This window comes from Caballeronia mineralivorans PML1(12), from assembly GCF_001028175.1.
GTDB lineage: Bacteria > Pseudomonadota > Gammaproteobacteria > Burkholderiales > Burkholderiaceae > Caballeronia > Caballeronia mineralivorans.
In genome coordinates, this window is record NZ_AEJF01000075.1 from 199,021 (window position 1) to 213,596 (window position 14,576).

Annotated in this window: 12 protein-coding genes; 10 read left to right on the forward strand and 2 right to left on the reverse strand. The window is 62.3% G+C overall.

Annotated elements, in window-relative coordinates:
• Nucleotides 1-754: 754 nt before the first annotated feature.
• The 7 genes from EOS_RS49185 to EOS_RS10920 all read left to right on the forward strand — a co-directional run bounded on the left by EOS_RS49185 (nucleotide 755) and on the right by EOS_RS10920 (nucleotide 8,090).
• On the forward strand, nucleotides 755-1,429 hold the full coding sequence (locus tag EOS_RS49185; RefSeq protein WP_407639123.1) for a cobaltochelatase CobT-related protein: 675 nt from the start codon (nucleotides 755-757) through the stop codon (nucleotides 1,427-1,429).
• An 88-nt stretch (nucleotides 1,430-1,517) separates the two neighbouring features.
• The gene (locus EOS_RS10895) at nucleotides 1,518-2,048 is read left to right on the forward strand and encodes a MarR family winged helix-turn-helix transcriptional regulator (protein WP_047846698.1); all 531 of its coding nucleotides are present in this window, start codon (nucleotides 1,518-1,520) and stop codon (nucleotides 2,046-2,048) included.
• 6 nt (nucleotides 2,049-2,054) lie between these two features.
• Nucleotides 2,055-4,196, forward strand: a complete 2,142-nt coding sequence (locus tag EOS_RS10900) for an FUSC family protein (protein WP_047846627.1) — start codon at nucleotides 2,055-2,057, stop codon at nucleotides 4,194-4,196.
• 40 nt (nucleotides 4,197-4,236) lie between these two features.
• Complete coding sequence (locus EOS_RS10905) at nucleotides 4,237-4,446, forward strand: DUF1656 domain-containing protein (RefSeq protein ID WP_047846628.1); 210 nt, start codon at nucleotides 4,237-4,239, stop codon at nucleotides 4,444-4,446.
• A complete protein-coding gene (locus EOS_RS10910) occupies nucleotides 4,443-5,456 on the forward strand; it encodes an efflux RND transporter periplasmic adaptor subunit (protein ID WP_047846629.1) in 1,014 nt (337 codons plus the stop codon). Before EOS_RS10905 ends, EOS_RS10910 begins: the two co-directional genes overlap by 4 nt.
• Nucleotides 5,453-6,907, forward strand: coding sequence for an efflux transporter outer membrane subunit (locus EOS_RS10915; RefSeq protein ID WP_082163306.1), 1,455 nt, complete (start codon nucleotides 5,453-5,455; stop codon nucleotides 6,905-6,907). Before EOS_RS10910 ends, EOS_RS10915 begins: the two co-directional genes overlap by 4 nt.
• A 118-nt stretch (nucleotides 6,908-7,025) precedes the next feature.
• A complete protein-coding gene (locus tag EOS_RS10920) occupies nucleotides 7,026-8,090 on the forward strand; it encodes a zinc-binding metallopeptidase family protein (RefSeq protein WP_047846630.1) in 1,065 nt (354 codons plus the stop codon).
• 44 nt (nucleotides 8,091-8,134) lie between these two features.
• On the opposite strand, the gene EOS_RS10925 is transcribed toward EOS_RS10920, so the two are convergent.
• A complete protein-coding gene (locus EOS_RS10925; RefSeq protein ID WP_047846631.1) occupies nucleotides 8,135-9,505 on the reverse strand; it encodes an MFS transporter in 1,371 nt (456 codons plus the stop codon).
• A gap of 430 nt (nucleotides 9,506-9,935) precedes the next feature.
• Here EOS_RS10925 and EOS_RS10930 point away from each other — a divergent pair, with 430 nt between their 5' ends.
• From EOS_RS10930 to EOS_RS10940, 3 genes are all read left to right on the forward strand, one after another.
• Nucleotides 9,936-10,910 carry a hydroxymethylglutaryl-CoA lyase gene (locus tag EOS_RS10930; RefSeq protein WP_047846632.1) on the forward strand — a complete coding sequence of 325 codons (975 nt, stop codon included), beginning with the start codon at nucleotides 9,936-9,938 and terminating at the stop codon, nucleotides 10,908-10,910.
• A 1-nt stretch (nucleotide 10,911) separates the two neighbouring features.
• Nucleotides 10,912-11,295, forward strand: coding sequence for a VOC family protein (locus tag EOS_RS10935; protein ID WP_047846633.1), 384 nt, complete (start codon nucleotides 10,912-10,914; stop codon nucleotides 11,293-11,295).
• 351 nt (nucleotides 11,296-11,646) lie between these two features.
• Nucleotides 11,647-13,674 (forward strand): ATP-binding response regulator, encoded by a 2,028-nt coding sequence (locus EOS_RS10940; RefSeq protein WP_047846634.1) that lies wholly within the window; start codon nucleotides 11,647-11,649, stop codon nucleotides 13,672-13,674.
• 119 nt (nucleotides 13,675-13,793) lie between these two features.
• Here EOS_RS10940 and EOS_RS10945 read toward each other — a convergent pair whose 3' ends face one another.
• Entirely contained in the window at nucleotides 13,794-14,507 is a 714-nt protein-coding gene (locus EOS_RS10945; protein WP_326972917.1) for a response regulator transcription factor, read from the reverse strand.
• Between the last annotated feature and the right edge of the window lie 69 nt (nucleotides 14,508-14,576).

Below are 14,576 nucleotides of genomic sequence, written 5' to 3' on the forward strand. Positions count from 1 at the left end.
TGAGCGGCTGTTCAGCGACTATCCCGGTGCGCGCGGATTTGTCGGCAAACTGCGCGAACGAACGGCACGAAACACGCACGAACGCTGGCCCACTCTGCCCTGGCGCGACAAGCTGATCTGGTTCATCGACAAGACGCTTTGGGACGAAACACCTGCCGTGACCGAGCGAACGCCTGCCCTCATCGCCACGCTCGGCGCCGTGAGTGAACTCCTGCAGACCGCCCGCGCGAGCCGCTCGACGGGCGAAAGCGTGGCGGGCGCACAGGCGCTGGTTGCGCGGATCAGGTCGCTTGCAGCCGGCGATGTAAACACCATGATGTTTACCGCCGATGCCGACGACACGCTCGACGCCGAGCGCGTGTCGGGCGATCCGGATGCGCTGGATGCGGCGGCATCGGCGGAAACGTCCGACGCCGCTTCCGCCGATGCCGCCAGCGTGGCCCAAGCGCCGTCGGACGCCACGGCGGAGGCTTCGGAAGCACGGGCGCCTGCAGCCCCGATGGCGCTCGATATCGACATGATCGACGGCCGCCCTCGCCTGTCAATTCCGCTCACGACCGAGTTCGATCTCATCACCGATCTCACAGGCCTCGGCGATGCCGGTGTATGGCGCAACCTGCGCGCGCTCGCGCGTGCGGAAACCGCGCCGCTTACGTCACGTCTCGAACGCGCGTTAAAAGCCGACGAACAGACGCACTGGAAACGCGAACAGGAACGCGGGGAGATTGATCGCCCAGCGCTGGCGAAATTGGTGGTGTCACCGGGATACCGGACGCCGTTTCGCGTTAAGCGCACAACTGAAGGCCGGGACGCCGCTGTCACGCTCCTGATCGACCGCAGCGGCTCCATGGCCGGCCGAAAGATGGATCTCGCACGGCTCTGTGCCGCCGCCCTTTGCGACGCACTGATGCAACTGTCCTTTGCCTGCGAAGTGCTGGGCTACAGCTCAGTCGAATCGCCGGAGATGCACGCACTTTACGAGCAGAAACTAGCAGAAGGCGAAGACTTGAGCCGCTACAACCGCCGCATCGAACGACTCGACCTGCAAATCTACAAGCGTTTCGGTTCGAACAATCCAGTGGGTTTAGGCGCGATCGATTGCGGTCACGAGAATCCGGACGGCGAGGCGCTGGTCTGGGCCGCAGAGCGCTTGGCTGCGCAACGCGCCGGCCGTCGCATCCTGATGGTGCTGTCCGACGGTTACCCCGCTACGGGCGACGGTCATCCGGTGATTCTGCGCACCGACTTGCGGGCACGCATCGACCAAATCACGAACTCAGGTATCGAACTGATCGGCGTCGGACTTCTCGACGACACCGTAGAAAAGTTTTATGCGCATAACATCGTTGTGCGCAAACTTGATGAACTCCCCACGATGGCGTTCGCGGTACTGAGCAAACTCCTGCTCAAGCGCGGCCACGCGCGATAAGCGCGCCTTCCGAACGCCGCTCCATCGCGCTTCAGAAAATTAATTAAGTAGCTTGCTAACGAATTGTCGTCGAAATACAATGCGCGCCATGCCAGCAATCGATGTCCTTCGTCAATCCGTCAGCAGCGCACTTGTCATCTCCGCCCGCCAGTGGCGGCGCACGAGCCAAGGCGTCATCGCAGCCTATAACGTCTCCGAAGCCTGCGCGACACCGCTACTCATCGCGGCACGGCTGGACGCGCCCGTCCGGCAGGTCGCGCTGGCGGAACTGACCGGCATCGAGGGACCATCGCTGGTGCGCCTGCTCGATCAGCTATGCGCAGCCAATCTGGTGCGTCGCGACGAAGACCCCGACGACCGCCGCGCAAAAATAATCTCGCTCACCGACGAAGGCCGCACGGTGACCGCCAAGATCGAAAAAGAGCTGATCGGACTGCGCGCCGACGTGCTGAACAACGTGACCCGCGAGGACCTGGAAGCGACCCTGCGGGTGTTCGCTGCGTTTAAACTTGGCGCGTCCAGTCCGGCACAGCAAGCTTCTATAGAGCTTTCAACGTCAGCGTCACCCGAAGCCAAAGCCGGCACCCCTACCGATACCGACACGGAAGAAGGCGTCTAGCGCACCATGACGTACCCCACTTCGCGCGACTGGATATTCTCGGTCAAGACCTTCGCGGCTTCCATGCTGGCGCTGTATATCGGCCTCAAGCTGGAGTTGCCGCGTCCTTACTGGGCGATGGCGACGGTCTATATCGTGTCGAATCCGTTCGTGGGCGCGACTCGTTCGAAGGCGCTGTATCGTGCGCTTGGCACCATGATCGGCGCGTCGGCGGCCGTGCTGTTCGTGCCGCCCTTCGTCGAGTCGCCCTACCTGTTCAGCGCAGTGGTCGCGTTATGGACGGGCACGCTGCTGTTCCTCGCCATCAACGACCGTACCGCGCGCAGTTATGTGTTCATGCTGGCCGGCTACACCATGCCGCTCATCGCACTGCCCTCCGTGATGGACCCAGCCGGCATCTTCGATCTCGCCGTCTCGCGGACCGAGGAGATCGTGCTCGGCATCGTGTGCGCCAGCGTGGTCGGCGGCGCCATCTTGCCGAGCCGGCTTGCGCCGACGCTCATCGAACGGACCGATGCGTGGTTCCGCGACGCCGCGTTCTACGCGAAAGAAACGCTCTCCGGGCGGATGGGCGGCAAGACTATCTCGGCGTGCCGGCAACGGCTCGCGATCACCGTCAACGGGCTCGAATTTCTCTTGAGCCAGCTCGCCTACGACCACACGCGGCCCGACGTGCTGGCGCGGGCGCAGGCACTGCGCGGCCGGATGCAGTTGTTGCTGCCGATCATGTCGGCAATCGGCGACCCGCTTGCAGTGTTGTTGGGCGGCAAGAACCCGCCGCCGCCCGGCCTCGAGCCGCTGCTCGCCGACATCATCAAATGGTTCGACGAACCCTTGTCGACGCGCATCGACGAATCAGCCCCCGCCGACGCCGATCCGCAAGCCGATGCGCTGCGCAGCCGGATCGCGAGCCTGCAACCCGATCCGGACGGGCTGCGAACCTGGGAAGGCGCGCTGCTGTCGAGCACGCTGTGGCGGCTGAAACAACTCGTGGATGTCTGGCAGGATTGCCGCGCCCTGCGTGTGATCATCACGAACGAACAAGGTCGCTGGCAGCCCCGATACCGGCATTGGCGGCTCGGCGGCACGCAGCAATACTTCGATCGCGGCATGTTGCTGTTCTCGGCGGGTTCCGCGGTGCTCGCCATTTTCATTTCGTCGAGTCTCTGGATCGCGTCCGGCTGGAACGACGGCGCGAGCGCGGTCGTGCTGGCGGCGGTCGCATGCTGTTTCTTCGCCGCCCTCGATGAACCCGCGCCGCAAGTGTTTGCGTTCTTCACCTATACGTGTCTTGCCGTGGTGCTCGCCGGACTGTACCTGTTTGTCGTCCTGCCGACGGTGCATGACTTCCCCATGCTCGTGATCATGTTCGCCGTACCGTTCATCCTGATCGGCACGCTGATCCCTCGCCCGCAATTCAACCTCGCGACCATGCTGACGGCCGTGAACACGGCCACGTTCATCAGCATCCAGGGGACCTATGACGCGAACTTCCTGACCTTCATGAACAGTAATCTGGCCGGCCCGGCGGGTTTGTTGTTCGCGTTCGTCTGGACCCGCGTGACGCGGCCGTTCGGCGCTGAACTGGCGGCGGCGCGGCTGGTCCGCTCGGCTTGGCGCGACGTGGTGCTGAGCGCATCCACGCGGCCCGTCGCCGATCACAAAAATCTCACCGCGCGCATGATTGACCGCCTGATGCAGATCATCCCGCGTCTGGCTGCCAGCGATGACCAGCGTCATCCGGCCATCGACAGTTTTCGCGATCTGCGCATTGCCTTCAACGCACTCGATCTGCGGCGTTTGCGGCGGCGTCTGCACGACGCGGATCTCGCTTCGGTGGATCGCGTGCTGGAAGGCGTGCGTGCCTATTTCCAGCAGTGCGTGGAGCGCGGTGTGCGCCAGCCGGTGCCGGCGAGCCTGGAAACGTCGATCGATCTGGCGCTGGACCGCATCACGCGGCGCGGCGGCGCAGTGCAGTCGGAAGCGGAAGCACAAGTCCACGCAGCGGCGGCGCAGCCGGGTCAGCCTCGCCCCGTCCCCGTCCGTCAGATTCGCGATGCGCTGCATGCGCTGGTCGGCATGCGTTTATCGCTGTTCCCGGAAACGCTCACGCCCGGGCTGCCGCCCGAACCGGAGCCTGCTGCATGAAACGCCGCTCCCTCCGCTCCCTTTTTGAAGGCACCTCGCGATGATCGGCGAAATCGATATCTACGGTGTCTTCCTGCCCGCCGTGCTGATCCTGATGCTGGTCTCGTACCTGCTCTGCCTGGTCGTCACCCGGGTGTTCGCGCGTGTGGGTCTTTACCGTTTCGTCTGGCATCGCTCCATTTTCGATCTCGCGATCTACGTGATCGTGCTCGGCATCGTGGTCATCGTTTCGCATCGGCTATTACCGTGAAAAAAACCTGGTTCTCCGTTGGACAGATTCTCTTTACGCTCGTCGTCGTGGCGATCGCCGCGTTCGTGTTGTGGCGGTTGGTCGGCTACTACATGTTCGCGCCCTGGACCCGCGACGGCCACGTGCGCGCCGACGTCGTGCAAGTGGCGCCCGACGTGGGCGGGTTGATCGTGAGCGTGAACGTGGCCGACAACCAGCCGGTGAACGCGGGGCAGGTGCTGTTTGTCATCGATCAGGCACGTTATGCGCTCGCACTGCGCCAGGCCCAGGCAACGGCCTTGCAGCGTCGCGCAACGCTCGATCAAGCGCGCCGGGAAGACGCCCGCAACCGCACGCTCGGCGATCTCGTCGCGCGTGAAGTGACCGAGGAAAGCCGCTCGCGCGTGGAGCAGGCGGAAGCAGCGTTGGCGGATGCGGATGTTGCTATCGATACCGCGCGGCTTAATCTGCAGCGCACGACGGTGGTGAGTCCCGTCGACGGTTATCTCAACGATCGCGCGCCGCGCGCGGGCGAATATGTCACCGCGGGACGCTCGGTGTTGTCGGTGGTGGACATGTATTCGTTTCGCGTCGATGGGTATTTCGAAGAGACGAAGCTGCATGGCATCGATATCGGGCAGCAGGTGGACATCAAGGTGATGGGCGAGCCCAAAACACTGCGTGGGCATGTGCAGAGCATCGTGGCGGGGATCGAGGACCGCGACCGTTCGCAGGGATCGAACCTGTTGCCGAACGTGAATCCGGCGTTCAGCTGGGTGCGGCTCGCGCAGCGGATTCCGGTGCGGATCGCGCTGGACGAAGTGCCCGCAGACTTTCGCATGATCGCGGGGCGGACAGCGACGGTGTCGGTGCGCGATATCGCGCCGCTTGCCAAATCGAATGCGGCAGCGACCGGTGGCGCGAGCGGTGTCGTGGGGGCGTCCGGTGCAGCGAGCGCCCCGGGCAACGCAAGTAGTGTCGCGCCGGTTAGCGGTATAGCGAACGCCTCGGCGCCGGGTGCGAACCGATGAACATGCCGCGCGCCCTCGTCCTGACGCCGTTCGTGCTCGCGCTTGCCGCGTGTTTCACGGTCGGTCCCGACTATTCGGTGCCTAAAGATGCCGTGGTCAACGCGCCGTTCACCAACGCTCCGCTCGACGGCGCGGATGGTCAGAAGACCGTATCGGGCGGCGCCGTACCAATGCACTGGTGGCGTCTCTATGATGACCCCGTCCTCGACGATCTGGTCCAGCAAGCCATGACGTCGAACACGGACCTGCGCGTCGCTGCCGCCAATCTCGGCCGCTCGCGCGCCGCCCTGAGCGTGGCGCAAGCGCAAGGCGGCTTTTCAGGCGGCACATCGGCCGCGTTCAAACGCGCGCAGGAATCGGCTGAGCAATACTTGCTCACGGAAAAGCTTCCGGTCACGAACGAAGGCGATGTCGGCATCAACATTTCGTATGAGATAGACCTGTTCGGTGTGATTCGCCGGGGTGTGGAAGCCGCCCGCGCCGATAGCGACGCGACCCAAGCCGCTGCCGATCTTGCCCGCATCACCGTGGTGGCGGATGTCGTGCGCGCGTACGTGCAGAATTGCTCGGCGGCGGAGGAACTCGGCATTGCGCAGCGCTCGCTGGACCTGCAGCGCCAGCGGGTGTCCGTATCGCGACGGCTGCAACAAGCGGGGCGCGGCAATGTACCCGATGTGACGAGCGGCCAGACGCAGGTAGCCACGCTCCTGGCGAATATTCCTGTCTTCACTGCACGCCGGAAGGTCGCGCAATACCAACTCGCGACACTGCTGGCGCGTGGACCCGCCGATCTGCCCAAGGGCGTGTTTGCCTGCAACAAGACGCCGACGATCGCGCAGCCGCTGCCCGTCGGCGATGGCGCCGCATTGCTGCGCCGGCGTCCCGATGTGCGCGAAGCCGAACGCAAGCTGGCGGCGTCGACGGCGCGGATCGGCGTGGCGACCGGAGCGCTGTATCCGACGGTCAGTATCGGCGCTTCCGCTGGCTTGACCGGGATTCTCGAGGACCTCGGCACACAGCCCACAGCACGATGGGGTTTCGGTCCTCTGATTAGCTGGACCTTTCCGGTGAACGGCGCACGCGGGCGGATTCGCGAAGCGCAATACGGCGCCGATGCTGCGCTCGCTCAGTTCGATGGCGTCGTGCTGAAGGCGCTGCAGGAGACGCAGTCCAGTCTCGCCACTTATGCCGCCGATTACACACGCGCCGATGCGTTGCGGGCCGCGCAGAAATCCGCGGCTGAATCTGCTGATCAAACGCATCGGTTTTACGTCGCTGGACGGGAATCGTTTATTGCCGATCTGGATGCTACGCGCACACTGACCTCCACGAACGCGCAGTTGGCGGCGGCAGAAGGACAGGTCGCGCTCGATCAGGTCAATTTGTTCCTGGCGCTGGGCGGCGGTTGGGAGATGAACCCTGCGGCGGCGAGTGCTGGCGCAGACAACTAGGCGTCGACGTGCCCCAGGGAATGATTTCCCCGGCGGCATGCAGGTTGCTGCGAAGAACATTCAGCGCGCCGGCCCATACTAGGGGAACATGCGCCATGTACTTCGATACCCCCGGCCTATGAAAACTTTCCATTGCAATCATTGCAATCAGCTGGTGTTCTTCGAGAATTTTCGCTGCGAACGCTGCGAATCGCTGCTTGGTTTCATCCCGGAAATTGCCGAAATCAGCGCCTTCGACGACGCCGGCAATGGTCTCTGGCGCAGCCGGCACCCGGAGCGCCCGGAAGCGCTGTACAAACGCTGTCATAACTACGAAGTGGAAAAGGTCTGCAACTGGATGGTTCCAGCCGAATCGGCCGACCCGCTCTGTCACGCCTGCCGCCTCACGCACACCATCCCCAACCTGCGCGTGGCGAACCGCCGCTATTACTGGTTCCGCCTGGAAGCCGCGAAACGCCGCCTGCTCTACACACTCGGCGCGCTGGGGCTGCGTGTGGAATCGCGTCAGGTCAACCCGAAAACCGGGCTTCAGTTCAAATTCCTCGAGGACAAACGCGGCAAAAAAGTGCTGACCGGTCACGACAACGGACTGATCACGATGAACATCGCGGAAGCCGACGACGCACAACGCGAACGTGTCCGGCTCTCGATGGGCGAGCCATACCGGACGCTGCTGGGTCATTTCCGGCACGAAATAGGTCACTACTATTTCGATCGCCTGATCGCCAATACGCCGTGGGTCAAAGGCTTTCGCAAGCTATTCGGTGACGAGCGGGCCAATTATCGTGAAGCGTTGATCAAGCATTACAAGGACGGAGCGCCGCCGGACTGGGGCAAATCCTTCGTGAGCGCGTACGCGACGACGCATCCGTGGGAAGACTGGGCGGAAACCTGGGCACATTACCTGCACATCGTGGATACCATCGATACCGCCATGGCCTGCGGCGTCGCCCTCATGCCAGGGAATTCGCTCGACCCCACGCTGGAACTCCAGGCCACCGCTGGCGAAACCACCTTCGATCATCTGATGAAACAGTGGTTTCCGCTTACCTACGCATTAAACAGCCTGAATCGTAGCCTCGGCATGCCGGATGCCTACCCGTTCGCGCTCGCGCCGCCCGTCGTCGAAAAACTGCGATTCGTGCATCGCGTGATCGCTGCCTCGGGACACGTCCAGCAGTAGCCGGACGCGTCCGTTTTAACGGTTATCGAATTGGCAGCAACCAGCTAGGCCGCTGACCCCGGTACGCTTTTCAATGCCGCGCCGGCGGTTGCATCGGGATGGGCAAGACTCGCGCCATGCAGCGAGACCTTCGACGTTTCCGGCAACATCAAACCACCGATTAATCCCATTACCGAGATCACGATCAAATACAACGCCGGCGACATGTTGTTGCCCGTCGTCGTGATAAGCCAGGTGGCGACGAGCGGCGCCGTGCCGCCGAAGACCGTGTACGCGAGGTTGTAGGTGATGGCGGAAGCGGTGTAACGGGTGCGTGTCGGAAACACCTCGGACAACAACGGCGCTGTCACCACGCCCGACAATACCGCTCCGATCGCCAGCAAGCCCACGCCGATCACCGACGGCAAAAAGTGGCCTGAACCCGCGAGCGAGAACGACGGGTAGACCGTCGCGATCAGGATGACGCATGCCGTCAACACGGTTTTCCTGCGGCCCACCAGATCCGAATACAACCCGGCCAGCGGACACAGTGCCGCCGCAAACAGCAACGCGATCACCGTAATCAGCAGCGACGTCGCGCGATTCAACCCGCCTGCAACCTGCAAATACGTCGCGAAATACGTGGTGAACATGTAGAACGACAACGCCGTCACCGAGATGAACGCGCCCAGCTTCAAAATGCCTGGCGCCTGCGTGCGCAGCGTGTCGCGCAACGGCGCATGCGCCACGTCATGCTCGCCTTCGAGCGCGCGGAAAGCCGGGGTTTCGTTGAGATTCATTCGCAGATACAGCCCGATCAGACCGATCGGCGCAGCGGCCAGGAACGGTACGCGCCAGCCCCAGGTGCTCATGGCGTCAGCGGAAAGCGACGCGTCGAGCGCGTAGGCCACCACCGCGGCGGTCGCGAAGGACGAGAACGTCGACACTGGCACGAAGCTGCCGTACCGCGCCCGCTTGTGCTGCGGCGCGTGCTCCATCACGTAGGCGCACGCACCGGCATATTCGCCACCGGCGGAGAAGCCCTGCACGCAGCGAATAACCGTCAGCAGCAACGGTGCGAACGCGCCGATCGCGGCATAAGTAGGCAATAAACCGATCAGCGTGGTGGCGCCCGCCATCAGCAGGATCGTCAACGCGAGCGTGCGCTTGCGGCCGATCCGGTCGCCGATCACACCAAACACAATGCCCCCGAGCGGCCGGAATGCAAACGCCACGGCGAACACGGCGAAGGTCTTGAGCAGCCCAACAGCCGGGTCGCCGCTGGGGAAAAATTCTCGCGTGAGGATGGTCGCGAGAAAACCGTACGCGGCAAAGTCGAACCATTCTACGAAGTTGCCGATCGACGCCGCGAGGATCACCTTGCGCAGCGTTTTCAGATCGACTTCAGGGGGCGATGCTTCCAGCGTTCTCGACATTCGATGACTCCTGGGAAAGGAACGGTGTTGCAGGATGGTTTTTTAGCGAGCCGGCACACCGGAAACGCGCTGGATGGGTCCCTTTGAGTAGATGCGACCATAACTCCGGCTCCTAGAACGATCGCGTCATAGTGCTAGGACCGAAGCGACATGAACCCGATAACAATCCAATAAGAGCGGGCACGAACACAGCGCTCCTAACGAATGGCACACCGCCTACCATTTGCAAAATCTGCGTGCAATACGCCTTCGCACGTCATCGTTGCCGGCTCGCTACGGAACCCGCAGCAGGAACGAAGGAGCTTCTGGCATGCAGGTGCTCGCGGACCTTGACGAGCCTTTCCAATTTGGAAACGGTCGTGGAAAATCCAGCGATTTTCAGGCCGCCGACGCGGGTTCATGATGTCCGTCTAGCGCGTCATCACCCGACATGAGGAGCCCCATGAAACGCCTGTACATCCAGGAAGTCGCGACCCGCGACGGCTTTCAGAACGAAAAGCAATTCGTCGATACCGACGCGAAGATCGCGCTGATCGATGCCTTGAGCGCATGCGGCTTCGCCAAGATCGAAGTGACGTCGTTTACATCGCCGAAGGCCATTCCCGCGTTGCGCGACGCCGAAGCCGTGATGCATGGCATTGCGCGCCGTCAGGGCGTGATATACACCGTGCTCGTGCCGAATCTGCGCGGGGCGGAACGCGCGTTGTCGTGTGGCGTCGATGAAGTCAACCTCGTCATGTCGGTGAGCGAGACCCACAACCGCGCCAATCTGCGCATGAGCCGCGAGCAGTCGTTCGCGCAATTGCGCGAGGTGATCGGCGTAGTGAAAGCAACGCCGGTAGCGATCAACGTATCGCTGTCCACGTCGATGGGCTGCCCGATGGAAGGCGACGTCGCGGTGGAAGAGGTCCTGCGCTGGACCGAGCGTTTCACCGCGCTCGGCGTGCATGGCGTGACACTCTGCGACACCACCGGCATGGCGTATCCGTCGCAGGTGAACGCACTATGCGAGCGTGTGCGTCGTGCATTCCCCGAACTCGAACTCACCCTGCACTTCCACAACACGCGCGGCATGGCGCTCGCCAACACGCTGGCGGCGCTGGACGCGGGCATCGATCGTTTCGATGCCTCGCTGGGCGGCATCGGCGGCTGTCCGTACGCACCTGGTGCCACCGGCAACGTCTGTACGGAAGAACTGGTACATATGCTGGAACTGGACGGCTACGACACCGGCGTCGATCTCACCGTGGCGCTCAACGCATCGGCGTTGTTACCCGGGCTCATCGGTCATGACGTGCCGAGCCAGATCCTCAAGGCAGGCCGCAGGCTCGACCTGCACGACGCGCCGCCCATGGATGCACGCGGCGCACCCGCACAACAAGCGTTCGCAAAAGAAGGAGCCTGACATGGCCATCATCGATCACCTGGATCACCTCGTGCTGACTTGCATCGACGAAGCGGCGACCCGCCATTTCTACACCGAAGTCCTGCAGATGAAGCTCGAAACCTTCGGCGCGGGGCGAACCGCGTTCCGCTTCGGTAACCAGAAAATCAACGTGCATGTGCGCGGCAAGGAGTTCGAGCCGAAGGCGCATGTGCCGGTGCCGGGCGCGCTCGACCTGTGTTTCATTGCGGCCGTGCCGCTGGACGAGGTGATCGCGCACCTCAAGCAGTGCGAGTGGCCGATCATTGAAGGGCCGGTCGAGCGTACCGGCGCCACGCAGAAAATTCGGTCGGTCTATGTCCGCGATCCCGATCTGAATCTGATCGAGATCTCCGAGTTGATCTAAGCAGGGACGCTTTCGTCGTTGTCCTGAAGCCGGTCCGCATCGCGGGCGACCGCGCTCGGCGTTCGCGACTTCACATGGAAGAAATATTCACCCGTCACCCTCGGGGCAGTATGGCGATATAGCGGCGTCCTTAAAGATCAGACAAATCAACACCCGATCGATCGCTGTCCCGTACGCGTGAGAGCCAGCCTAGCGCGACAAGCCGTCATTGGCGAGCGCGCGCCGGTCATCGGGCCCATGACACTCAGTTATAAAAGGTAAGGACTCGATATACTTTGTAAAAACGATGTTTGCTTCAGGCGCGCGGTCAGCTAAAGTAATCGATCACGCCCTTTTTCGAGTGAGCGAATCATGGACGTTCCGGAGCACATTGCCGACATCGCCGCGCCCAAGCCGTCGCGGGACTTCACCTCGTCCGCGCGCGATGCGGGCCTGAGCCTGGTACGCAATCTCTCCATTCCCAAGCCCTTCCCTGAAGCCGCTCTCGAAGCCCAGTTCCTCGAAGACCACAGCCGCCGCTTTTGCGCGTTCCGCCGCGCGTCAGCGCTTCTCGCGCTGACCGTGTGGGTCTGCTTTCTCTGGTACGACTTCAATTTCGGGCGCGAGAGCGCCGTGCTTGCGCCCGTCTTCATGAAGATCATGGCGCTGCGGGTAGCCGGGATCGTGCTGCTGGTGTTCGTCGGCAGCCTGACCTTGAGGGCTTCGTTCGCGTCGCATGCCGCGTCGCAGCGCGTGATCCTCACCGGCGTCTACGGCTGTAACTTGCTGCTTCTTTTGCTGGTAGCCCTGGCGCCGGGGCCGTTCAACTACACGTGGTATTTCGTCGGCCTCTACCTGGTATTTTTCTTTCAGTTCGGCTTCTTCTATCTGAAGTCGAGGGTTGCGCTGACGGCCGCGGTCATCACGTTTTCATCGATTGTCCTACTGCAGGTCACCATCAGGATTCTTTCGCCCGAAGACTTCTTCATGGGCCTGTTTTATCTCTTCAACGTGGTCGTGATCGGTCATGGCGTGTGTGTGCACGCGGAACGGGTATCGCGTGAACGCTTCGCCGCGGAACGTGCGCTCGGTGTGCTCAATAACGAGCTCCTTACCGCAAACGTTCAACTAGAAAAAAAGAACCTGGATCTGCTGGCGTCGAAGAAAGATCAGGAGACCAAGACCAACGCATTGCTCGCGTTAAAGGAGCAGCAGATGCTCGCGGCGGAAACCGCGAGCAAGGAGAAGTCGAATTTCCTCGCGGCCGCCACGCACGATTTGCGGCAGCCCATGCACGCGCTCAATCTCTTCCTGCAGGCTGCCGCCGAAGCGCTGCATCACGACGACGTAACCGAAGCCGCCCGGCTTATCGATGAATCCGGCCGTTCGTCGGTGATCCTCGCACGCTTCCTGAACGCGGTGCTGGATTTGTCGCGGCTCGAATCGGGCCGCGTCGTGCCGCGTTATCACGTGTTCGACCTCAAGACAGCCGTGCTCGAAGCGGCCGAACAATTGCGCCCGCTCGCGGCCATGCACGGCGTGGACCTGCGGCTGCGCATGCCCGCGGCGCCAGTGTATGTACGCAGCGACGCGCACTGGCTCGGGCGGGCCATCGTGAACCTGGTGTCGAACGGCATTCGTTACGCCGATGCCAGCAAGAAAGCCGAGCCCGTGGTTATCGTGGGCGTGGTGCGCTCAGCTACGCGAACGCGCATTGACGTGGTGGACAATGGCATTGGCATTGCACCGGAACATTGGGATTCGATCTTCCAGCCGTTCTTCCAGGTCGGCAATGCCGAGCAGGACAACGACCGGGGACTGGGCCTCGGCTTGTCGATCGTGAACGCCGTGGTGTCCATTCTGGAAGAGCATCGGATCGAGCTGAAATCGACGGAAGGACGCGGTTCGCGGTTCTCGCTCGAAATGCCTATTTGCGGTTCGCCTCTCGGTGAAACCGCTCCGCGTTCACGGGGCGAGACGTCCGATTTGCAGACCGTGCCGCTAGATGGGCTCTATGCGTTGCTGGTAGAGGACGATAGCCTCGTGCGGGCGTCGACGGAAGCGTTGCTCGTGCAATGGGGCATGCTGTTCGATTCCGCGGGCAGCTTCGAGGAGTTCGAGGAGACGCTGCGCACCATTGAGCGTTATCCGGATCTCATCATCACGGATTTCCGTTTGCGCGATTCGAAAACAGCACGCGACGTGGCCATGCTCGGCGCGACGAAACTCGGCCGGCGCTGCCCGTGCCTGGTCGTGACCGGCGAACCCGCCGCGACCATCGTGCCGCTGGCATGCGACCACGACGTGCTGAGCAAACCGGTCAGTCCCGCCGAATTGCGCAGGCAGATTGCGTCGCTGATATCAGGCCGCTCGGTGGGCGATACCGCGAGGCCCTGTTGATTGTTTCCCTGCCAAAGCAGCAAGGCATTGGCGGCATTGTAGAGACACGGGTACTGATAGGGCGGCGGCAAAGCCCGCCCATCCTTCTTTTTTTTAAAAATCTCTCAGGTCCAGCCAACCTACCGCGGCGCCGCCACGGCCACCGCCGCATTCCCCATCGGCATCTCGATTCCCCGTCGCGCCATTTCCACGATCAGGAAGGTCCGCCGCGTCACGTGAAACCGCGCGAGGAGATCGCTTGAATACTCCTTTGCGGTGTTCTCGCTGATATTCATCTTTCTCGCAATCGCCTTGTTCGACAAACCCTGCAGCAAATAGCGCAACGTCTCGGTCAGGCGTGGCGGCAAGTTCAGCGACTCGACCGTCACGCCCGAATGCGTCGACACCGGCTTAGGGCTGTGACCGCCCTTTCCCAGCACGCTATTGGGCAGGTACACGCGGCCGCTCAGAATCGTCTTGAGGGCCTCGCGGAACACGCCCGCCCCTTGCTCACTCGCCTTCGAAATAAAGCCGCATGCGCCGCTCCTGATGCATTCCAGCACCGTATCGCGGTCGTCTTGTGCGGACAGCATGATGGTCTGTACCTCGCGCTCCTGCTCCCCGATCCAGTGCAGCAGATCGAGTCCCGTGGAATTGCCCCGTAATTGATAGTCGAGGAAGACGAGATCGTACGAGCGCTCGGAGAGTTTCTCCGTGGCCTGTTCGAAGCCGTCGGCCTCATCGATATCGAGCAACGGTTCATTGGCCAGGATCAGGCTTTTCATGGCGCTTCTTGTAAGCCCCTCATCCTCGACCAGTAGCACCGTTTTGAAATTCCCGTTTTCCATTGCCATTCCCGTAAATCACATCCTGATAGTACCGACATGTCGGGGTGCCGCCACCCCTCCTTTCGCAGGGATACG

Bases quoted from the DNA above. Each gene is read 5' to 3' on its own strand.
- EOS_RS10900 (WP_047846627.1), top strand. From the start codon at position 2,055: ATGACGTACCCCACTTCGCGCGACTGGATATTCTCGGTCAAGACCTTC.
- EOS_RS10930 (WP_047846632.1), top strand. From the start codon at position 9,936: ATGAGGAGCCCCATGAAACGCCTGTACATCCAGGAAGTCGCGACCCGC.
- EOS_RS10940 (WP_047846634.1), top strand. From the start codon at position 11,647: ATGGACGTTCCGGAGCACATTGCCGACATCGCCGCGCCCAAGCCGTCG.
- EOS_RS10945 (WP_326972917.1), bottom strand. From the start codon at position 14,507: ATGGCAATGGAAAACGGGAATTTCAAAACGGTGCTACTGGTCGAGGAT.
- EOS_RS10905 (WP_047846628.1), top strand. From the start codon at position 4,237: ATGATCGGCGAAATCGATATCTACGGTGTCTTCCTGCCCGCCGTGCTG.
- EOS_RS10895 (WP_047846698.1), top strand. From the start codon at position 1,518: ATGCCAGCAATCGATGTCCTTCGTCAATCCGTCAGCAGCGCACTTGTC.
- EOS_RS10920 (WP_047846630.1), top strand. From the start codon at position 7,026: ATGAAAACTTTCCATTGCAATCATTGCAATCAGCTGGTGTTCTTCGAG.
- EOS_RS10925 (WP_047846631.1), bottom strand. From the start codon at position 9,505: ATGTCGAGAACGCTGGAAGCATCGCCCCCTGAAGTCGATCTGAAAACG.
- EOS_RS10935 (WP_047846633.1), top strand. From the start codon at position 10,912: ATGGCCATCATCGATCACCTGGATCACCTCGTGCTGACTTGCATCGAC.
- EOS_RS10915 (WP_082163306.1), top strand. From the start codon at position 5,453: ATGAACATGCCGCGCGCCCTCGTCCTGACGCCGTTCGTGCTCGCGCTT.